Annotated in this window: 13 protein-coding genes and 2 pseudogenes; 5 read left to right on the plus strand and 10 right to left on the minus strand. The window is 55.2% G+C overall.

Features of this window, described 5'->3' with window-relative positions:
• The first annotated feature begins 128 nt into the window (after nt 1–128).
• Nucleotides 129–812, plus strand: coding sequence for a DedA family protein (locus AC1VVG_RS03815; protein ID WP_482835265.1), 684 nt, complete (start codon nt 129–131; stop codon nt 810–812).
• Between the two features lie 75 nt (nt 813–887).
• Here the strand turns inward: AC1VVG_RS03815 and AC1VVG_RS03820 are convergent, their stop codons facing one another.
• The 4 genes from AC1VVG_RS03820 to AC1VVG_RS03835 form a co-directional block, all read right to left on the minus strand.
• Nucleotides 888–1,700 carry a mechanosensitive ion channel family protein gene (locus tag AC1VVG_RS03820; protein ID WP_034187183.1) on the minus strand — a complete coding sequence of 271 codons (813 nt, stop codon included), beginning with the start codon at nt 1,698–1,700 and terminating at the stop codon, nt 888–890.
• Nucleotides 1,701–1,901: 201 nt separating this feature from the next.
• Nucleotides 1,902–3,329 carry a mannose-1-phosphate guanylyltransferase/mannose-6-phosphate isomerase gene (locus tag AC1VVG_RS03825; protein WP_482835266.1) on the minus strand — a complete coding sequence of 476 codons (1,428 nt, stop codon included), beginning with the start codon at nt 3,327–3,329 and terminating at the stop codon, nt 1,902–1,904.
• 100 nt (nt 3,330–3,429) lie between these two features.
• Nucleotides 3,430–5,328 carry a capsular polysaccharide export protein, LipB/KpsS family gene (locus tag AC1VVG_RS03830; RefSeq protein ID WP_482835267.1) on the minus strand — a complete coding sequence of 633 codons (1,899 nt, stop codon included), beginning with the start codon at nt 5,326–5,328 and terminating at the stop codon, nt 3,430–3,432.
• 135 nt (nt 5,329–5,463) lie between these two features.
• Complete coding sequence (locus AC1VVG_RS03835) at nt 5,464–6,615, minus strand: glycosyltransferase family 4 protein (RefSeq protein ID WP_175901807.1); 1,152 nt, start codon at nt 6,613–6,615, stop codon at nt 5,464–5,466.
• A 569-nt stretch (nt 6,616–7,184) separates the two neighbouring features.
• Here AC1VVG_RS03835 and AC1VVG_RS03840 point away from each other — a divergent pair.
• From AC1VVG_RS03840 to AC1VVG_RS03855, 4 genes and pseudogenes are all read left to right on the plus strand, one after another.
• The gene (locus AC1VVG_RS03840; RefSeq protein ID WP_482835880.1) at nt 7,185–8,354 is read left to right on the plus strand and encodes a polysaccharide biosynthesis/export family protein; all 1,170 of its coding nucleotides are present in this window, start codon (nt 7,185–7,187) and stop codon (nt 8,352–8,354) included.
• 553 nt (nt 8,355–8,907) lie between these two features.
• The gene (gene gmd / locus AC1VVG_RS03845; protein WP_175901808.1) at nt 8,908–9,942 is read left to right on the plus strand and encodes a GDP-mannose 4,6-dehydratase; all 1,035 of its coding nucleotides are present in this window, start codon (nt 8,908–8,910) and stop codon (nt 9,940–9,942) included.
• Between the two features lie 5 nt (nt 9,943–9,947).
• Nucleotides 9,948–10,841: an NAD-dependent epimerase/dehydratase family protein gene (locus tag AC1VVG_RS03850; RefSeq protein ID WP_482835268.1), complete on the plus strand. Its 894-nt coding sequence runs from the start codon at nt 9,948–9,950 to the stop codon at nt 10,839–10,841.
• A gap of 109 nt (nt 10,842–10,950) precedes the next feature.
• Nucleotides 10,951–11,336 (plus strand): annotated as a pseudogene (locus AC1VVG_RS03855) (DDE-type integrase/transposase/recombinase); the annotation flags it as partial.
• Nucleotides 11,337–11,349: 13 nt separating this feature from the next.
• On the opposite strand, the gene AC1VVG_RS03860 reads toward AC1VVG_RS03855, so the two are convergent.
• From AC1VVG_RS03860 to AC1VVG_RS03885, 6 genes and pseudogenes are all read right to left on the minus strand, one after another.
• Nucleotides 11,350–11,946 (minus strand): plasmid pRiA4b ORF-3 family protein, encoded by a 597-nt coding sequence (locus AC1VVG_RS03860; RefSeq protein ID WP_482835269.1) that lies wholly within the window; start codon nt 11,944–11,946, stop codon nt 11,350–11,352.
• A 40-nt stretch (nt 11,947–11,986) separates the two neighbouring features.
• Nucleotides 11,987–12,226, minus strand: a pseudogene (locus AC1VVG_RS03865) (transposase domain-containing protein); the annotation flags it as partial.
• Nucleotides 12,227–12,239: 13 nt separating this feature from the next.
• Nucleotides 12,240–13,925, minus strand: coding sequence for a Wzt carbohydrate-binding domain-containing protein (locus AC1VVG_RS03870; protein ID WP_482835270.1), 1,686 nt, complete (start codon nt 13,923–13,925; stop codon nt 12,240–12,242).
• 112 nt (nt 13,926–14,037) lie between these two features.
• Nucleotides 14,038–17,367 carry a glycosyltransferase family 4 protein gene (locus tag AC1VVG_RS03875; RefSeq protein WP_482835271.1) on the minus strand — a complete coding sequence of 1,110 codons (3,330 nt, stop codon included), beginning with the start codon at nt 17,365–17,367 and terminating at the stop codon, nt 14,038–14,040.
• Between the two features lie 4 nt (nt 17,368–17,371).
• Nucleotides 17,372–20,062: an FkbM family methyltransferase gene (locus AC1VVG_RS03880; protein ID WP_482835272.1), complete on the minus strand. Its 2,691-nt coding sequence runs from the start codon at nt 20,060–20,062 to the stop codon at nt 17,372–17,374.
• Complete coding sequence (locus tag AC1VVG_RS03885; RefSeq protein WP_482835273.1) at nt 20,059–21,312, minus strand: glycosyltransferase family 4 protein; 1,254 nt, start codon at nt 21,310–21,312, stop codon at nt 20,059–20,061. The genes AC1VVG_RS03880 and AC1VVG_RS03885 overlap by 4 nt, the downstream gene beginning before the upstream one ends.
• Nucleotides 21,313–21,333 lie beyond the last annotated feature (21 nt).

A 21,333-nucleotide genomic window follows, 5' to 3' on the forward strand; every position in this document is an offset into this window, starting at 1 on the left:
TTTCACGGAGCCTTAAGGTAGTTTCGGTATCATGGCTCCACTGCGCGCGCCGCCCTGGCTGGCGGGCGCCTCTGCCATGTCTGGTCTCTTCCGGCCGCTCCGGCCCTCTCGCCTTCGAGGAATCGCATTTGGATACGCTGCTTCATTTCGTCAATCTTGTCCTGCATATCGACGCTTTCCTCGGCGATTTCATCCGGCAGTACGGCGCGTGGGTCTATCTCGTGCTGTTCCTGATCGTGTTCTGCGAGACGGGGCTCGTCGTGTTCCCGTTCCTGCCCGGCGATTCGCTGCTGTTCATCGGCGGTGCGTTCGCGGCGACGGGCGAAATGAACGTCGGCCTGTTGATCGTGCTGCTGCTCGTCGCGGCGATTTCCGGCAACACCGTAAACTACCTGATCGGCCGCTGGGTCGGCCCGAAGGTGTTCAATACGCACATCCCGGTGCTCGAGCGCTTCCTCGACCGCACCGCGCTGCAGAAGACCCACTCGTTCTACGACAAGCACGGCGGCAAGACGATCGTGCTCGCGCGTTTCATCCCGGTCGTGCGCACGTTCGCGCCGTTCGTTGCGGGCGCGTCGTCGATGAGCGCCGCGCGCTTTCAGCTCTTCAACGTGATCGGTGCGCTGGTGTGGGTGCTGCTGCTCGTGCTGCTCGGTTATTTCTTCGGCAACATCCCGTTCATCCGCCAGTACCTGAACGTGATCGTGCTGGTCGGGATCGGCGCGGCGATCGTGCCGGTCGCGCTCGGCGCCGTGTGGAAGCTGGTGCGCGGGAAACAGTCGGACAATGCGCAGAAGACGGGCGGGCGCTGAGCGCGCGTTTGCCGTTTCTTTGGCGCAATAAAAAAGCGTGGCGAGTGCCACGCTTTTTTTCGTCCGCCGATGCCGTTACGCGTTGCGATGCGCGACCGGCGTTTCGGGCGTCGGGTATTGCGCGTCGCGGAACGTCTCGAGGATCACGCGGTTGGTGTCGCAGTACACCTGCCAGTAGTGCTCGGGTGCCGTGGACGGGCGCACGAACAGCAACGGGCCTTCCGGCGTGAACTGCAGCACGCCGACGTCCGGCGCCGGGTTGGTCAGCACGTTCGGGATCTGCTGGATCGACGATTTCAGGCGGTTGATCGCGTCGACGGCGTCGACGCTGTTCGCGATCTTCGCGGTCAGGTCGACGCGGCGGTGCGACGTTGCGCTGTAGTTCGCGATGTTGTCCGAGAAGATCTTGTTGTTGCCGACGATCGTGACGATGTTGTCGGGCGTGATGATCGTCGTGCCGAACAGGCCGAGTTCCTTCACGGTGCCCGTGACGCCGCCCGCGCTGATCACGTCGCCGATCTTGAACGGACGCAGCACCTGCATGAACACGCCGGCGGCGAAATGCGCGAGCAGGCCGCCCCAGGCCGTGCCGATCGCGAGGCCGAGGCCGGCGAGCAGCGCGGCGAACGAGGTGGTCTGCACGCCGAAGATCTGCAGGATCGCGAGGATCAGCAGGATCGTCAGCAACACGCCGACGACGGAGGTCAGGTAGTCGGTGAGCGTCGGGTCGACCTTGCCGCTGCGGCGGACGACCTTGCCGAGCAGGCGGGTACCGATGCGGATCGCCCAGCGGCCGACGAACCACAAGACGATCGCGGCGAGGAGGTTGAGGCCGAAGTCGAGGCCGCGGGTCATCAGGAATTGCTGGGCGGTGGCGAGATCGATCATGCGTTCTCCGAAGTCAGGGGTGAAAAAGGGCGGCGCATGCACCGGAATGGGTGGCGCTTTTATAACCTGAGCGGGGAGCGGCGGGCAACCTGTCTGACGTTGCTTGACGAAATGAAAGACGGGCAGGACGCGTGTGCGTGCTGCCCGTCGGGTGCACCGGATCGACGCTGGTTGCGGCGCACGACCCGGATGTTGCCGTGCTTACTTCGCTGCGCGGCCGTAGGTGTCTTCGAAGCGGACGATGTCGTCCTCGCCGAGATATGCGCCCGACTGGACTTCGATCAGTTCGAGCGGGATCTTGCCGGGGTTCGTCAGCCGATGGGTCGCGCCGAGCGGGATGTAGGTCGACTGGTTCTCGGTCAGCATGATCTCCTTGTCGCCGTTCGTGACCATCGCCGTACCCTTTACGACGATCCAGTGTTCGGCGCGGTGGTGGTGCATCTGAAGGCTGAGCTGTGCGCCCGGGTTCACGATGATGCGCTTGACCTGGAAGCGGTCGCCCTGGTCGATGCCTTCGTACGAACCCCACGGGCGGACGACACGGCGGTGCGTGACCGATTCGTGGCGGCCGGACGCATTCAGCCACTCGACGATTTTCTTCACGTCCTGGGTCTTGTCACGATGGGCGACCAGCACGGCATCGGCGGTTTCCACGATCACAATGTTGTCGAGGCCGATCGCGGCGACCATCCGGTGTTCCGCGCGGATATACGAATTCTTCACCGAGTCGGTGAAGATGTCGCCGATTAGCGCGTTGCCGTGCTCGTCGCTGTCAGCGATGTCCGCGAGTGCGCTCCACGATCCGATGTCGTTCCAGCCGAGGTCGGCCGCCGCGACAACAGCGGCGCGCTCGGTCTTTTCCATCACTGCATAGTCGATCGAGACGTTCGGGCACGCTGCGAACGCTTCGGCGTCGAGACGGAGGAAGTCGTTGTCGCGCTTGGCCGATTCGAATGCGAGTTCTGCCTGGCGGGCGATTTCCGGTGCATGGCGATGGAGTTCCTCCATGTACGTGGACGCCTTCAGCATGAACATGCCGCTGTTCCAGTAGTAGTTGCCGTCGCTGAGGAAACGCTCGGCTGTCGGCGCGTCCGGCTTTTCGACGAACGTGTCGACCTTGTAGACCTGCTTGCCGTCCGCGACGGCCGGGCCGCGACGGATATAGCCGAAACCGGTGTGCGCTTCCGTCGGCGTGATGCCGAACGTGACGAGATGCTGGTCTGCTGCGATGGCGGCTGCCTCAGTGGCTGCGGCGATGAATGCCGGCTCGTTGAGGATGACGTGGTCGGATGGCAGTACCAGCAGCAGTGCGTCGGGAGATTCATGCAGGGCGAGCAGCGCGGCGATCGCGATCGCGGGCGCGGTGTTGCGGCCTACCGGCTCGAGCACGATCGACGACGGCGTGATGTCGACCTGGCGGAGCTGTTCCGCGACGAGGAAGCGTTGTTCGTTGTTGGTGACGACGATGGGGGCTGAAACGTTTGGGGTGTTGCGCAGGCGCAGCGCGGTCTGCTGTACAAGCGTGTTTTCCCCTGTCAATTTCAGGTACTGCTTCGGGTAGCCGCCCCGCGACATCGGCCACAGGCGGGTACCGCTGCCGCCGCACAGGATTACCGGATAAATAGTCATGGTTGCCTTTAGTTATGGAGCCCTCGGTGGCTCGTTGTTTCCGTTGGACGCGCCATTTTTAGCTATTTTGGTCGCGCTTTTGTTTAACAATTTTCAATATTTAAAACTCTTTGTGTTTAGGCCCCAATTTTGTTTCAATTTGCCAGACTGCGTGGCGAAACGCATTGCGGGTCCAGCGAACGATTTTGAACATCGGGCGTACAGGGTTGCCTCGAATCTTGCCTAGTGGTCGTCCGGCAGGTTCCGCCAAGCGGCGGACAACTGCCTCGGGTGTGGTGTGGAGCCGAAGCGTCCAATCCCAGTACAACGGGTAGCGTAAAAGAGCACCGGCGGTCAGCATATCAAGCGAGAGGGTGCGTTTGCGCCATGGTTGCTCAAGGGCATCATGCGTCAGGCCCCACCCGGCGTAAAACGGCAATCCGTAAGTGAACACGGATTTTTCTCGCAATAGCGCATCGAAACCTGCCAGTGATGACAGCGTATGGACTTCGTCAGCCACTTCGATGAGTGATATCAGATCTGAGTCAACGTCGACCTCGTCCGCAAGGCGAGTGGCGTTAACAAGACCTACGCGGTTTCCTGACAGGACGTCGGGATGCGGCTTATACACGATGAAAGCGTCTGGTCGACGCGCACGTACTTCGTGTAGCAGTGCTTCAGAGGTGGTGATTCCTCGAGTACCGAGGCGAATCGACGCGTCGTCTGCGACTTGGCCCGGGACGAGGATGATGCATTTGTTTGCCGGTGCGCGCCAGGTCGGCGCGCGGCGCCCGAGGTTGTACTTGGTTAGTCCAAGATTCACGATTTCCGCACGTAGCGCGGCGGCGCGCGCCAACTCGAACGACGGAAAATCCGCGTCGTTCAACAGTGCTGTCAGATCGCTCGGTCTGGCGGGGTCAAAGTAAAGGCCGCGCCGATCGATCACCTGGCTCTGAGGTGCAATCATGTCCGATCCGAGGCCCGTCGAATGGAGAAAGCCGTCTTCGATACGGACCATCGGAACTCCGTCCGGCAGATCTTCAGCAGTGCGAGCCCCCCAGAGTGCTGCGTGCTCGCCAGCCAATAGCTCGCTGGGGCTCCCGACCCAACGCAAATCGCCGCCGCCTGCAGTCAGGTACGGCGTTGCAAACGGGCGCTTCCACCATTGAAATCGAATCGCGACAACGTGTCGGAGGTCTTCGTAGCGTGTGGTTACCGCGCGTTGAAGCGCGATGGAGTCCAACAGCGCATCGAGTGTGCCGAGCTCGTGAGTTGCCGGGTCGAGGTGCCGGGCGAAGCGAACGAACACGACATGGAATAGTGCCGCGAGTGATGCGCGTGAGCGGCGTTCCGGCTGCGTGCAGTGATCGTGGGTCATTCCCCAGCCCGCATAGTACGGCGTGCCGAAGACATGGACGGGCGTGTCGCACAGCATTGCATGTAAGCCTTCTGGCGCGGCGACCGTATAGACATGTTCGACCTGAGGTAGTGATGCGCCGAGCGCATAAGAAGAATCAAAATGTCGTATGCCGGCGGGTAGCTCGCAAGTGTGCGATAACCATGGCCCGCAGCCGGGTGCCGAACTCCGGGCAAGCCAGAACTCAGCACCCGGATGCGCGCGGACGGCTGTTGCCAGCATTTGTTGAAAGCTGGCACGTCGTACTTTGGGGGCGGCGTCGAAGCGGCCGCCGGACGCGCGCTCATCAATTATCAACACTCGTTGCTTATTTGTTGGCCGCCCTAGCTCTGGAACGCAACGAGGTATGCGGTGGACCGGATCGAGGGCACAGACGGCGACGAATCTTTGCATCTGTGCTGAAATGTCCGTTGGCCCGTCGGCGTTGGGCGCTGCAAGTGCTGCGTCAATGGAGTCAATCCAAGCGCGTGCGGTAAGCGTATCGAGGGGCACGGAAAACCAAGACATGACCGGTCCCTCGCGGCGCTTTCGCGGCAGGATAGGGCTCGGCCAGACAGCATCGACATTCTTCCTCGACAACCTGCGTGCAATTTGCAACATCATCGGACCTGACCATCGATCGACCCGAAGCAGGCGGGGCAGCGCTTCGGTGCCGTTGCGGCCCGCTGTCAGCCAGTCGGGTCGAGTAAGGCGACGGGCGTTAATCGCGCGAGGTGAAGTGATCGTCGGGCCGCTCATCTAGCGCAACGTTTCCAGAAAGCGGTCGACGTGGCCGAAGTGTTCGTCCCACGTTGGTTCGCTGAAGCGTTCGATGCGTTGCAATTGCGCGTCACGTGCCGCGCATGGCTCCTGTGCGTACGCGTGAATCTGATTGAACCAGCCGAGGCCATCGAGCGGGTCTATGTAGTCGGGAATATCGCCAGCGACTTCGCGGAATACCCCGAGATCGCTCCCTAGCACTGGTACGCCCAGCGCTAGTGCTTCGGCGAGTGGCATGCCATACCCTTCAACAAAGGAAGGAAATAGTAGCGCGCGCGCGTGTTGAAGCCAGGCGCGCAAACGTTCGTCGCTGCAGTCGGATTCTTCGATGACCGCATCGCCCAGACTGGCGCAACGCTCCAGCATATCGACTACATTCTCGCATTCCCAGCCACGCCGACCGACAATGACGAGCTTGGGTGCAGAGGCGCCGAACCGCTCCACCAGCCGGCGCCAGATATGGAGCATAAGCCAGTGATTCTTGCGCGGCTCAATGGTGCCCAGCATTACGAAATATGGTGCATCCAGCGGAGCGGACACACTCGTTTGCGACGTAATCGCGGGCGCGAGGCGTGCGACTACGTTAGGAGGGAGTGTTAATCCGGCACGATGCGCTTCCATGCCGAGTGAATCGAGCGTAGCTTGCGAATTGGTGATCAGGCCGTCGGCATGCCGCAGTGCTGTGTAGATACGTTGACGATGCGCACTGTCGACACCGGGGCGGCAATATTCAGGATGTGTCAGCGGAATCAGGTCGTGCACCATAAAAACCGTGCGAATGTTTCGACCCTTCATCGAGCGGTAGTAGCGAGGGTGCTCCATACCGTTGTGGCTTGTGTGGAGCAGAACGCCGTGTTCGAAGTGACGATTGGTCAAAGAATCCACACAAGCGCGAGCCACAATCTTGCGAATTGCGCCGCGATCGCGGATTGACTGCGACAGTAACTCGAATGCCTGCCGGGAATTCTTTTCCGTCAGCACGACCGAGATTCCTCGTTCGCTCAAGACAGCACGGGCGTGAGCTCCATATCGCTGGATGTACGCGAGCCCGACGCGATCGACGCCGGTTGGCAGCAGGCCATCAGAAAGGCGCGACAGGAGTCGGGATACGTCGAGGAAGATGTTTATCACTAGTACAACAAATGGAGTGGTAGTCGCCGGAATTGACGCTCCGGACTTGGCTTTGAAGTGGCGGGAGTACCCTTGCTTTGCCCGGCTGGCCGATTGCCGTCCTTCGGTGTCAGCGATCTACGGCAACATCAAATTTTGTGGTTCCCCTTGTTGGGGAGCGTGGTATCCCCTAAAGTGACGGCAATTCAAGTTTCCGGTAGCCGCTGACCACGTCGCGTGTCCTACCAGCTCGAGTACCGTCGGACTTCGCCGCTGATCATGTGGACGGCTCATCGACTCAGGTAGCGTGCGGACCTCGATGCATTATTTGACGCCGACAAGGGCAAATGGTAGCTGAAAAATTTGCCTCAATCTACCGGGACTTAAGGGATGCGTTGTTGCTATGTATGGACTGGAAACGTTTTCGTTGTAGAAAAATCAATTGTTTAGCTCCAGTGGTTTCGAGGTTTGGCGGGGGTGCCCATGATCCATGTAGGTTGACAGGATTTTGTGTGCAGCGCTCAGATTCTCTTAAATCTATTTAACATCGTGCGATAATTCGCGCCGAACCTAAATTGTCAGCTTTAAAAATGCCGCGTTTATCTCGCACTGCTTTTCAGGTTGTGCTCGTTGGTTGTGCGACCTTGCTAGTAGGTTGTTCCAGTATTCCGGCGTCGGGTCCAAGCCGGGCACAAATTGATCGGGCGGCCGCGGCGCAGGACAACGCGCTGGGCATCCAGATTGTCGATGTGACGGATGAAGTTGCCCGTCGGCTGTATGCGGAGCGAGGCAAGGAGAATTTTTCCGCCGTGTTCGGCGGCAAGACTGCCTTTCAACAGCAGTTGGGCGTCGGCGACATGATCGAGGTATCGATCTGGGAGGCGCCACCGGCGACGCTTTTTGGCGCTGCACAGGGCGATTCCAAGGGCGGTGTTGCCAACGCGCGTGTGACTGTATTGCCCGATCAGACGATCGACGGCAACGGTGAGGTCGACATTCCGTTCGTTGGCGCCGTGAAAGCAGCCGGTCGGACGACCACCCAACTCCAACAATATATCGCGGGCCGGCTCAAGAACATGGCTCACGATCCTCAAGTACTCGTCAGGCTCTCCCGGAACGAGACATCGTATGTCACGGTTGTCGGAAGCGTGGCGAGCAGCACCCGGATGCAGCTGACTGCGCGCGGCGAACGTCTTCTTGACGCGCTAGCGACTGCCGGTGGCGTTAAGGAACCTGTCGGCAAAGTAACTATTCAGGTTACGCGCGGCAGCGAGGTGGTATCGATGCCGCTTGATACGGTGATCCGGGATCCGCGTCAGAACATTCCGCTGCGCGCTGGCGACGTGGTTACCGCATTGTTCCAGCCCTATAGTTTTATGTCGCTTGGTGCTACTGGCAAGAATCAGGAGGTCGATTTCGAGACGCAGGGCATCACGCTGGCTCAGGCTCTCGCGCGTTCCGGTGGACTGGAGGATTCGCGTTCGGATGCTCAAGGGGTCTTTATTTTTCGACTAGAGAACGCGGATGCATTGTCTTGGCCGAAAACGCCAGTGCGTACGACGGCAGAAGGCAAGGTGCCGGTTATTTATCGGATCAATCTGCGTGACCCCAATTCCTTCTTCGCGTTGCAGAGCTTCGTCATGGAGAACAAGGACCTGCTGTACGTGTCGAATGCACCGGTCACCGAAGTGCAGAAGGTTCTCAATCTGGTGTTCTCCGTCGTGTACCCGGTTGTCACTGGGGTGCAGACGTTTAGATGACGCTTGGATTGCGCAACTGGGATCCATCGTTCAAAAATGACGGCCGAATTGGAGACGCACGCGTGGCGTGGTGCGCCAATATTTGGTTTCGCCATGTGGACTAGAGTTCGCTATATGCGGAATCGGTCCGATCGAGTGACTATTGCTGTCGAGATCATCTGATCTGGCGATGATCGAGCATCGGAAATACATCGCAGAGTAACGATCCACGTTGGTCGAAGCGTAGGAGTTTGCTGTACACATCACTTCCTTCGATAAAGAGAATGCTCCTGTTCGGGGTTGAGTGTGAGCGGATGCCGATCGCTTGAAGCGCAATACAGGTGATCGAAGTGGGGTTTCGGAAAATTGAGTGCGCGGGGTATTGCTCAGGTCGAGGGTGTTAATCCGATGAGGGCGATAGAAGAGAGCACAGTGACGCGCTGTGCGGTAGTGTAAAGAGGCCGGTAGCGTTTCGCTCGGGCGATCGGACACCGGGTGGTAGTGCTTTCGGTTTGAGGAATTCTGGCTCGTTGGCGTCATTCCGCCGAATCATTTATTTATAGTGGGTTTGGAAATGAAAAAAGCAATCATCACTGGCATCACCGGGCAAGACGGTGCTTATCTGGCACAGCTTCTGCTTGAGAAAGGTTATGTGGTATATGGAACGTACCGTCGCACGAGTTCTGTCAACTTCTGGCGCATTGAAGAGCTCGGGGTTGCTGGTCATCCGAATCTGAAGCTGGTCGAATACGATCTGACGGATCTTGGTGCGAGTATCCAACTGCTGAAGAGTTCCGAAGCAACCGAAGTCTACAATCTCGCCGCACAGAGCTTCGTGGGTGTTTCGTTCGACCAACCCACTACGACCGCGCAAATTACGGGCCTCGGTCCGCTGAACTTGCTCGAAGCCATTCGGATTGTCAATCCGAAGGTGCGTTTCTACCAAGCAAGCACATCCGAAATGTTCGGCAAGGTGCAAGCCATTCCGCAGGTCGAAAGCACGCCGTTTTATCCGCGCAGCCCATATGGTGTCGCCAAGCTCTATGCACACTGGATGACGGTTAATTACCGCGAGAGCTATGACATCTTCGGATGCAGCGGGATTCTGTTTAATCACGAATCGCCGCTCCGTGGCCGGGAATTTGTGACGCGCAAGATTACCGATAGCATGGCCAAGATTCACTTGGGCAAGCTCGGCGTACTCGAACTCGGTAACCTTGACGCAAAGCGCGACTGGGGATTTGCGAAAGAGTATGTCGAGGGCATGTGGCGCATGCTTCAGGCTGATACCCCCGATACGTATGTGCTTGCGACCAATCGGACGGAAACGGTTCGTGATTTCGTAACGATGGCTGCGCGCGCCGTCGACGTTGATATCGACTGGAAGGGGAGTGCTGAACAGGAGGTGGGCTACGACACGAAGAGCGGTAAGGTGGTCGTGAAGATCAACCCCAAGTTCTATCGCCCGGCAGAAGTGGATTTGCTGATCGGCGATCCGGCAAAGGCAGGTAAGGAACTGGGCTGGCAGCCCAAGACCTCGCTCGAAGAACTTTGCCAGATGATGGTTGAGGCGGATGTACGCCGGAACAAAGCGGGCTTTTCGTTCTGAGTGCCATGTCAAAGATCCTGATTACGGGAATTCGAGGGTTCACCGGCCAGCATCTCGTTAAAGAGTTGCTGGCCGAGGGGCACGAAGTCTGCGGACTGTCGCATGGCCCCGCCTCAGAAGACACCGTGCCGATTCATGTTTGCGATCTGCTCGACCGAGACAGCCTTGCGGATGTGTTGACACGCGAGCGGCCTCAGGCCGTCATTCACATGGCTGCGATCGCTTTTGTTGCTCATGGCGACGTACGGGCGATCTACGACACCAATGTGGTGGGTACGCGTAATCTCCTCGATGCAATTCACGCTACGAACTGTCGTCCTCAGGCTGTGCTCCTGCCCAGCAGTGCTAACGTATACGGCAATTCGGATCGGGAGATCATTGACGAATCGACGGTTCCCAATCCGGCAAACGACTATGCCGTCAGCAAACTGGCAATGGAATATGTGGCCAGGCTGTGGATGGACAAATTGCCCATTACCATCGTCCGCCCGTTTAACTACACCGGTGCCGGTCAGTCTGCGAATTTTCTGCTTCCGAAGATCGTCGCGCATTTCAAGGAGCGCAAGGCGACGCTGGAACTCGGCAATCTCGATGTTATCAGGGACTTTTCTGACGTCCGGAACGTTGTAGCGGCCTATGGAAAACTGCTAAGCGGAGAATTCGCGGGTCAGATTTTCAACGTATGTTCTGGGACCGGGTACGCATTACGGGACGTCTTGGGCATGATGGAACTGCTGACGGGTCATAGCCCGGAGATCCGGGTGAATCCCGCATTCGTTCGAGCCAGCGAGGTGCGTAAGCTGATCGGTTCGAATGAACGATTGACTAGCGCGATTGGCGAGCTTCCGACCATTCCGCTCAGCGACACGTTGCGTTGGATGCTAGAGAGCGCTCAATAAAGCCGCCTTTTGTAGTTGATCTGCAGCGGAATCTTGGGACCGCTAGGGCGCGATTGCAGCGTCACACTGCGAGCGCGGGACGTTGGAAGTGGCAAATCCGACGCGGTTGTTGGACCGAGTCAACCGGCAGTTCAAGGCGACTGACCGAGTCAGCTCCGGGTGTCGGATTTTACGTATGTCTCGACATGGCAAGGCTGGTGGTACGTGGCATTGGCGATCGACGCGTTCGTCCGCCGTATTGTTGGCTGGCGCGTCAGCTCGTCGATGACCACGGACTTCGTTCTGGATGCGCTTGAACAGGCGCTGTACGCCCGCCAACCGGGCGAGGACGGGACTTTGATTCATCATTCCGACAGAGGATCTCAGTACGTCGGCATTCGCTACAGCGAACGGCTGGCTGAGGCTGGCATTGAGCCGTCGGTTGGCAGCCGGGGCGACAGCTACGACAATGTGCTGGCTGAAACCATCAGCGGTAAGCGTGGAGCGGATACCGTGTTGAAGGCGTGAGTTACCGGTTTCCCCAACGATTGGAAGCCATGCGTAGCAGCGTGGCATTGGCAGCACGCAGATCGAACAGTTCGGAGTCGAAGCTGGGGCCGACCCAGTTTCGGTAATGGTCAGCCTCTTCGCTATTCGGATCGTTGGATAGCGTGCTCAGGAACGCGTCGTAGCCAGGCGGGCCGCCCACATCTTCTGGCGGACACGCGCGAGCACCATCGATGACCTGGGCCGCGCCCCACGGTTCGCTCTCAACGGTCTCCACTTTCTCAACGACGATGGCGTGATCCCACCCGTCCCCGAAGTCATACCGATAGAGGAAGCGCGAGCCAGGTTGCAGGACCTTCTGTAGTCGAACCTTGCGGTCATCGGCGGTCGTGCCCGGATCAGCGAAGTCCAGCACGTCATCGACCTCGAACATGGCATAGGTCATACCATCGATCAGGAAGTCGTGCTGGTGGGTGTCCTCCCAACCGAAGGCCGCTTGCAGGATATGGTGCAGTTTGCGCAGCGACTCGGTTCCTTCAACCTCGATCCTGCGCCAGATGGGCGGCTCGATGTGTTGAAGCTGCACGTGCAGGGTAAAGCGCTGGAACGATTTCGCCATCTGATCTCCGGGTGAACGGGAAGCCAGCGGCATTATCGCCTTACGATGCGAGGGTGGCCATGTTCCATGGCAGCAGGTCTTCGAACCGGTTGCTCGGATGGTCCGCGATGCGCGTGAGTACGGCGCGCAGATACGCCTCGGGATCGAGGCCGTTGAGCTTGGCCGTACCGATCAAACTGTAGATTGCCGCCGCACGCTCGCCACCTGAGTCCGTACCGGCGAACAGGTAGTGCCGGCGCCCGATCGCCACCCCGCGCAACGCGCGCTCAGCTGGTAGGTTGATTTCGGCAGTTCTAGTCGGTAATTCCGAATAAATGCGATCGACCTTTGATCCCATGTACATTCGTAGAAAGCCTAAGTGGAGTAAATCCACATTCGTCGAACCAGCACACCATCTCCTGGACTGGTTGGGCCTCTAGTTCATAGCGACCAGGCAGTTTAGGCGCTTCAACTACCATCGCTACCGTAACACTTTTTCCACGGAGAAGCTGTCCGCCTGGCAGCGGTGTCCGTTGACCGTCGAACACTACGAATTCTCCGCCCTCGTCTAACCAGCGATAAGAAAGGCTAATCGGGTTGGAATGAAGGCTTATCCAATCCTGATTTGAATTGTTGCTTAAAGTAACGAGTAGAGAATATGTTTCGCTGGCATTCACTTCTTGTCCAGCCGAAGTTGATTGCAAAGTGCCTGTACCATCGATGATCGGTGTCGCAATATTTTCAGAAATTCGGTAACAGTCCATTGCCGTCGTGAGTTCCGTATATCCAACCGAAGGGGTCACGCGTTCGTGAGTCACGTGGAAAGTGACAAGCTCGTCATACCATGCAATATTGTGCATCTCGCCAGCAATTCGCTCAGCAAATGCAAAGCCAGCAGTGTATGCACCTTCTGGAAGGTCGGCGACACATGCGCAACGAAACCGATAGATGCCTGGAGTGATTGCAACAATCTTGTTTCCCAACATGGTGGTATTCGTTCCGAATGCCCAGCGGCGTACGCTGTCAAATATATGAATACCTATCTCGAGGTCTGGAACATCCGTCGAGATTGAAAATTCAACTAGAAACGAGAGAATGCTACCATACTTGCAATTGCGCTCGCCGTCGACCGTGGCTGAGATGAGTGAAAAACGACTGTCATTGAAGTTTGTGGCGACGAGACGCTCAATTGGCGTCCAGGCTGGTACCTGAACAGCGGGCCGTTGCCACCGTCGGCGTTCTTGAGCGTAACGACCGCGAACAATTTCGTAGAATTCAAGGTCGAGCGCATTGAGTTCTTCGAGCCGTCGTCTGAGTTGAGCTGAGGCACGAGTAGAACTGGGGCGCGTAAGTGTGACGTTAACTTTCGCAATTTCTCGAGGAGCGGGTGCGCCAAGTAATGCAGCGAAGTCACTGAGAAAATCGGGCATAGATTCGTAAATTCCCCAAAGATCGTACTTTTCCAAAACGGCGATTGCTTTGGCGAGCCGTTCTGAATCCGTGGACGTCGGCGTCGGATCTATCGAGCAAAAATGCTCGATATAAGGATTTACGATTTGCCCCAGTAATGAAACACTTGATTCGCCTTCTGAATCAATAAATTCCTTAGTCTGATGCCATAGAGCCGCGAGGTCATTTGCATCATGATTTTGGTGCACGAAGAAAAGCCAGCTAATCGCTCGGTCAAGCGGCTCGCGCAAGAAAGTCACATATTCGTAACGAGGATCGAATCCCTCGCCTTGAAACGACATGTGGGCAGATATTAGTGAGTATTCGCCACCAAATTGCCTGATCAGCTCTCGATGGGCAGCGTTGAAGCTCGTCGCGGCGCAGCCGGAGCCGAGTGTAGATACGAGCCATGCATTGATCGCCTGTCCAGCCGTTTTGGGTAGATGGTCGAAAATAACACGCCCTGAAAATCCCCGCGGTCGATTTATAATCATGCGTTTATTAAGCTTGCTTGAACTATTCTGATCTATCGAATGAATTCGGAGTTGCATAGTCCCCAAAGCGTTTATAAGCGTACGCTTTGGGGGGGCAGTCCGACGCAGGCCTTATCTGTATATTTCGAAAAAAATCGCTGCTGCGGACGGGCGGTGATACGCAAGGTCGTCACGATTCCATCCCATAGTTAAATTCGCGAGACTCGTCAACAAACACGATATCTTTAAGCGCGATTGCTAGCTTCCTAGGATCCGTATCGTTCGGCCGTCTAGCATCCGGAAGCAATAGGCTCAACGTATTAAATCCACCCTTGATCTCAGCAACATCAGTTGAGACTACCAGATCGTCACCGGATAACTCGCCAGCATAGATTTCTCGTTCGTTCAACAAAACAGTAATCCGCTGAACGTCAAGTGTTTTACATCGAATTTTGAGTCTCTTTTTACGATCTGTTCCCTTCCAGTTGAAGATGAGGCGTGCGTGGCGTTCCTCTGTCCAGCGGAATTCCTTCTCAGCACCTGCAAATCCGTCCCAAATAAACTCATTGCTGGAATGATTGTAGACGGAATTGTCCTTCAATTGAGGTAGGGTCGGTCCTATTTCGAAAGAACGAATGGCGATAGCCAGCAGACGTACATCGGCGCCTCCGGGACTTTGCGCATCCGGTAATTCAAAGCGAATTTCGTTCTCACCGAAATCAAGATCTCTCATCGAGCAAAAGATTTCGGTATTTGCATCAGAAAGAACACCGGAATAGATCTTTCTTGTGTTCAAATAGATAGTGACGCGTTGCATACCAAGGGGTGTGCACTTGATGAGAAGAGTGCCTTCATGTTGCCCGCCCCAAAGAAATCGTATGCGAGGAGACGCGGTGCTGCTCCATCGAAAATCGGACTCGGCATCAGAAAATCCGGCCCATTCTAGGCGCTCGCTAGCGTGAGACTGCTTTAATCCTTCGTAAAGATATCCGTGGCCATCGACCAGATATTCCCAATCATCATTCTGAACGATGTTCATGAATTGATCCGCGCTCTCACGCCATGTGAGCCACGGCATTTGATCGGCACGCGGGTGACGGTCGGACTTCTGCAGTTTGAGCCATGTATCGATCGCATTGGTCATCGTATCCGGCTCAGTATCGTCTTCGAAATAGAAGGCGTGCTCACCAGCAACTTCTTTGAAGACAGGGATATCGCGCGCAATAATTGACAACTTATGTTGCGCTGCCTCGATTAGTGGTAGACCAAATCCCTCGCCGGTGGATGCCGCTATCAGACAATCACTGGCGCTGTAGACTTTCTTGAGATATTCGTCACTTATCCCCTGGAGCCAAAATAAGCGCTTGCCATTTTCTTGGTGTGAAAGAAGGTGCTCTGCGAAATCACGCATCCCCCAGCCTTCTCGGCCAACAAAAACTAAATTGACATCTTTCGCTTGCTTCCAGAGCTTATCGAAGGCCGCAAGAGCTTGCCGTCCACCTTTACGCGGTTCAATGGTTCCGACCATAAGAAACGTCTTTCGTGCGTCGAGCGAACGAAGCACGGACTCGGCGCCTTCCTCTAGTCCTTTGGTCGGTGCGGAATTATCGATGTCGGCGCCGAGATGGAAATACCCGATTTTGAATTTGGAGGATCGCCGCTCCCCAAAAATTTCAAGGTACTCTTTCAACTCGTCGGCGACCGATTTCGAGATGCATAAAGCGCCATTTGAAACGCTAACGGCATCGGTCCACAAGCGGAATTCTCGACAGAGCTCTGGCCAAAACGATTCTGGTTTGAGGATTGGCAGTAGATCGTAAACGACATGAAATACGGAGATCCCTTTGTTGCGCAAATATCGATTATGTTCACGATGCGCAATTGCGACGCCAGGATGCAGGTCGAGATAAATTAGAATATCTCCGGCCATGAATTCAATTTCTTCATCATGGGGCGAGACCTTCGCGCTGAATACTCGGCGCGAATATTCGTTTGCGGCGTAAAAGCGCATGTCGCTGGTCGACGTATACACAAGTTCGACTTCGAAATCTCTAGGATGGTTGTTGACCAACTCTGCCGCGATAGCTCGAACGACGCGCTGAATCCCCGACTTGTAATCGTGTGTAGCAACGGAGCTAATGTCTAGGTAGATCTTCCGCGGTCGTGGAACGGGGAAAGTCTCGGAAATCGAGTGAGCAATATCCGCTAGGGCATTATCATCCAGCTCGGTGGTATGCTTTGCCAATGCATCTATCACGTGTTGAACTGGGTCATCAAATCGGTATCCCTTTGTCCGGGAGACTTGAGTCGCGTTTTCGAACACAGTCCATAGCTCTCGCGCTGAACGTGTCCACGAATAGCGGCTAGCCTGTTTAGGTCCATTTTCCAAAATTTCCCTATAGAGATCTACGTCCGACAACGCATTTCTTAACTTGAGTTGAATGTCGTCGATCTCGTATGGATCAAACATCGCCGGCTTGAAATTGATAATCTCTTGAATGCTCGAGGTGCCAGATCCGATCACGGCTGCGCCACATGCCATTGCTTCGAGTGCAGGCAGTCCGAAGCCTTCATGGGTCGACGGAAATACAAAGATCTTGCAGAGCTTGTAAAGTTTGGGCAAATCGTCATCCTCGATAAATCCGGTGAGGATGGTGTTTTCGTAAATTCCAAGCTGTTCGATACGATTGATGAAAATTTGATCTTTCGGGAAGTCCTTCCCTCCGATTACAAGATCAAATGAATTTCGCAAATCTTCAGGGAGTTGCGAAAAAGCGGAAATAAGGCGCTCTACGTTCTTGTGCGAATCATTTCCACCCACATAAAAGATGAATGGATTCTTTAATTCGTATTTTTCTAAGATGGACTCCCTTTCCTTGTCGGTAAGGGGGGTGGCGTTAAAAACAGCAGAATCGTAACCAAGTTCAATTGTAAAGACTTTCGACTCGGGGACATCCAGCTTCTCGAGGATGTCCGATCGCGTCGCATGCGAGTCGGCGATTATTAAATCGCTCGCCTTGGCATACTCTATTTTTTCGGTGTACCATTTTCGGATTCCGGGATCCGAAAGGTAGCGATCTTCATAATAAAAAGGTACAAGATCGTGAAGTGTGCTGCAATAAAGCGTTGGATAGGCTAATTCATGGACACTAGTGGGCGCAGACTCGTCGAGTCCTTCCTGAAGGTTGGTCGAAAAAATAATGTCTGGTCGAAATGAATTCAAAAATACTTCGCGAATTACGTACCCGGCATATTTCAATGCCTCAGCATGGCCTGATCTGGCCGCGGCGTTGAAGAAATTCTGCCAGACGACGATTCTATCTCGCGACAGAATATCTTGGAATTTTGCCCGAATCGAGTCGATGGAATCGGTGAATGTCCCATTTAGTGCGAGATAAATTTCATGCTGTGGTGCCGCCTCGATGATCATATTTCTGATCAAATTCTCGGTGTAACGTCCGACCCCGCGGTGTCCCGACGACCGAGTTTGCAATCCCTGCATATCAATGACGATTCGCATCGAATCAAGCCCTCTGTTTTTTTAATTTTTGAAAAATCAATTGAGCGCGAATGGGCAGATTTTGCCCAACTTCAGCGTCTAGCGTGCGAGCCGTAGGTCGACAAGAGTTTTCCTGCTCTTTGTCAAATTCTGGCGTTTGTATGAGTGAACGACTCTCGATGAGAGTTTCGTTCATAGCATCCATGGACTGCGTGCGCAGCTGCATGGTTGCTAGTCCAGTCGATAGCCGTTCGATATGATCGGCGAGTCCATTGATTCGCCGCTCAAGATTGAGAAATTTATCGAAATGGCGATCCAATTTATCGATCTTTTTTTCCAATCGCGCACCGCGATTCCACCACCGTCGATCACGCTTCTCATTTTTGAGGCGAGCTACCAATTCGCGCTCGAATTCGGCACTCGAAGCATCAATATTCGCAGCTTCGGGAGAGGTCTTGATTTCATTGACCACATGCTCGCGATTGCCGGACCGTTTCAAAACATCGATGAAGTATTGTTTTCCCTCAGGATCTGCAGGGCGTCTCAAAACACGTCGATAAATCGTGTCGACAAAAGCCTCATCAGGCAGAGTGGCTAGTTCGGTGTGGTTGAGATGTGCCTTTGCTTCTTTAGAGCGAACAATATCAGCAAGGATATGAACTTTAGCGTACCCGGTGCCGAGGCGATTCAGGTAAAAATGAAACCCGCTACTGTCCGGTTCGCGGCAGAGAACGGTGATGAACGCGGCGCGTACGAATTCTTCATCAGGCAGTGCGAGCAGTTCGCTGAGCTTCATTTTAGATCGAGTGTATTGAGGACTGAGTCGGGTGGCCTCCGTCTCACGGATAGCTGAGCCGGCTGCAGCGTCAAGTGAGTGGAAATTGTTCGACCATGTACCAACCCCTTGGTCGGGAGTGGTGTGAGTTGTCAAATTGGCGGGGCGAGACATGACGAGCCGAGAAATGGCTTGTACCATCGATCGGACGCGCGTGAGCGGATGCGCGCGCCAGACGAGGCGTCCATACCAACTGGCGTGCAGAGCGTCCATCTCGAGCGCGAGATCGTGCGCATACTGCCGATAGCGCTCCAATTCTTCGTGTATTTTTTGATGAATTGTCAAAAACGCATCGTTGTCTTCTCGAAGAGCCGCAATCTGAGCTTCGAAACTATTCTTTTGCTGTTCTTGTTCTTGCCTGAGCGACGAGATAAATTCGGTCAGCTTATGTTGGTACTCGTTTTCACGTGATAAGTGCCGTGCTTGAATCGTGTCTTCGAGTGCGCGGTGCTCAGTGTTTATTCGTTCGACTTCTGCAGCCTGGTGTTCGCGCAGCCTTATTTCACGTAATTCAAATTCGCGGATAGCGGCTTGAAGTTGTTTGGCATGCATGTTTTCACTCTCGAGCAATTTCGTCGCGTGAGAGTGTTCAGAAAGTTGGGCATTGTGCCGCGTGATGCGCACCAGTTCTGTAAATAGATTTCTCTGGTGTTCTGCGTCGATCTGTATTGAGCTAATCAGGTCTGTCGCCGCGTCTAGCTTCTGCTCGAATGCAGATTTCTGCTCGACAATTGTTCGAATCGTCTCCGCGTGTCTACGGTCATGCTCACGCGTGACTTCGACGAATGCAGCCTTTATTTTTTGCGATTCGCTGGATATATGCTCGATTGCCGTAGTGAGGGCGTGCTCGCGAGCCTCTGTGATACTCCGCATACGCAAGGCGTCAAATTGCGCGGCGGCCAGTTGTTGCTCAGCCGCATGCCTTTGTTCGCTCGCCTCTACGAGTTCGATTTTATGGCTACGCTCGATTTCCAGAAGTAAATCGCGATGCGTGTCCGCCTGGCGTTGAGCATCCGCACGATAGTCGGCGATCCGCTCGTCAAAGTCGCGCTCCCGCTCCAACATTTCCGACTGCAGTTGACCGATTGCCGTCGCGGTCTCTTGAAGTTTCCTTTCAATGATTTCCTTTTCTTCGGCAGTTTGCGCTAGCTGTTGATCATGTGTTTGCTTAATGGAGCGTGTGAGCCAGTGCGCGTTATTGCTGATCTGAAAATCATCGAATATATTCGGCGGAAACGTAAAGTGACGCTTTAACTCAGGATGTGCATCGCTCACGTAGAAATGGTTGAGTCCATCTTTGTAGGCGAGCATGTAACCCTTTTCCAATACAATTTCTTGCCATGCTTCGGATGTATCGATTTGGGTGTTCGGATAAGTTGCCTCGATGACAATTATCCACGGACGGCGTTGCGATTTCTTCCATCCAGACAAGACTTCGAGTTCAAACCCCTCGACATCGATCTTTAACCAATGGATATCTTCGTTGGGTGCGAGATCGAAAAGGGTGTCGAGTGTTACGCTTGGTACGAGGCTGGTGCGCACCGAATAGCCGTGCTTCTCGTGATGTTCATCCGCGATGTCTTTGCGCGCAGTTGACAGCCCGGTGCCGAGTATTTCATGGAAAGCAGACATGCCAGAGTGCTCGGCAACGAGCGCTTGCACAACGGTCTCATCAGGACGTGCAATTCGCAATAGATTTGCGCATTCCAAAGTGGGCTCGACATGTACACCACGCCACCCGTGTTCGTAGAACAACTGGCTAACGGAGTCCTGTGAGGGATGATGTGCACCAACGTCGATGTAATGCCCGGATGGAATATGCCCGAGGCTGCGCCACAGGAGGATGTCCTCAAAATTCTGAGCGTATGTAGTAATGCTCATTTATATGGCTCGTCGATCAAAGACGCGAGGATGGCTTGTGTCGTGTCAGACCAAGATGGAACCGCGAATGGTTGCAGTGGGATATGAGTGTCAGTCGCGTCGAGCCATCTTGCGATCCGCTTCCCAAGCATTGCAGGTGGCACACCAGACTCGAAGTAGTCGACCCCTTTATCTTCGTGCAGTCGGAAGATGGGTAAGTCCCGCGCGAGAACCGGCTTGCCATACCCAAGCGCTTCGATAAGGGGAAGACCAAATCCCTCTGCATGTGAGGCCATCAGTACGCCGTCACAAGCGCTGTAAAGTCGTGACAATGCCTCATCGCTGAGGTCTTCTAGCCAGAATAGCAGTTTGCCGTTTAGGGGATGACTGCGCAATTCGTTTTGGAGAGCTTCAGTCTTCCATCCCCTACGACCCACAAACACGAGATTGTAGTCGTCATGCTCCAGCCAAAGATGATTGAATGCCGCGAGAATGTCGCTATGCCCTTTGCGTGGCTCCAGTGTTCCAACCATGAGAGCCGTGGGGCGTCGTTCGATATGCTTTAGTAAAGCATCGAATCCTTCTGGGATACCCAAACTTGGGCGACGGGTTGCGAGGTCCCAGCCCATCGGTACGGTACGCGTACGGTAATTGTCCGCGATCCGGAAGCGTTGTGTGAGTTCCTTGCGCAGCGCTTCTTCGACCGGGGGCGAGATGCAATAGAACCCGTCCGCTAGCGATGCAATGACGCTCAACCACCTGCGAAAGCGAATGACATTTTTGTCGGAAAACCACTCTGGCTTTTGTACAGGAAGGAGGTCGTACATGACGAACCACAATGATCCGCCCCTGCGTTTGAGGTCAGCAAGTTGACGGCGATGGATCCGGACCGTGTCGAGCGCAAAATCCAATCCGAGGAACAAATCACCTTGACGAAACAGTATCGGCGTGTTGTCCGTCTTGATGTCGTTCGATGGCCAAGTGACAGTATGGTAAGCAAGTTTGCGCGTTGCACTTACTGCCTGAACCGTCCAGCCGGGCGGAGGGGATTCCAGCAATTGAGTTGCCACAGCGCGCACTACGCGCTGGATGCCGGTACCCGCATCATGGGAATGGATGACGGATATATCGACAAACAGCCGGCGTTGGGCGTTAGGAGCATGCGCCGGGCGTTGAAAAAGGGTGCGCCGGACGCGCCTGATCTGCCAGGCTTCGAGCCAACTTGGGTAAAGGCAGGCGTGCACTCGCCGTTCGAAGGATGCCCAGTTCATACACCGCACTTATGCTGAATC

The sequence above is a fragment of the Burkholderia sp. L-4 genome (genome assembly GCF_056856535.1).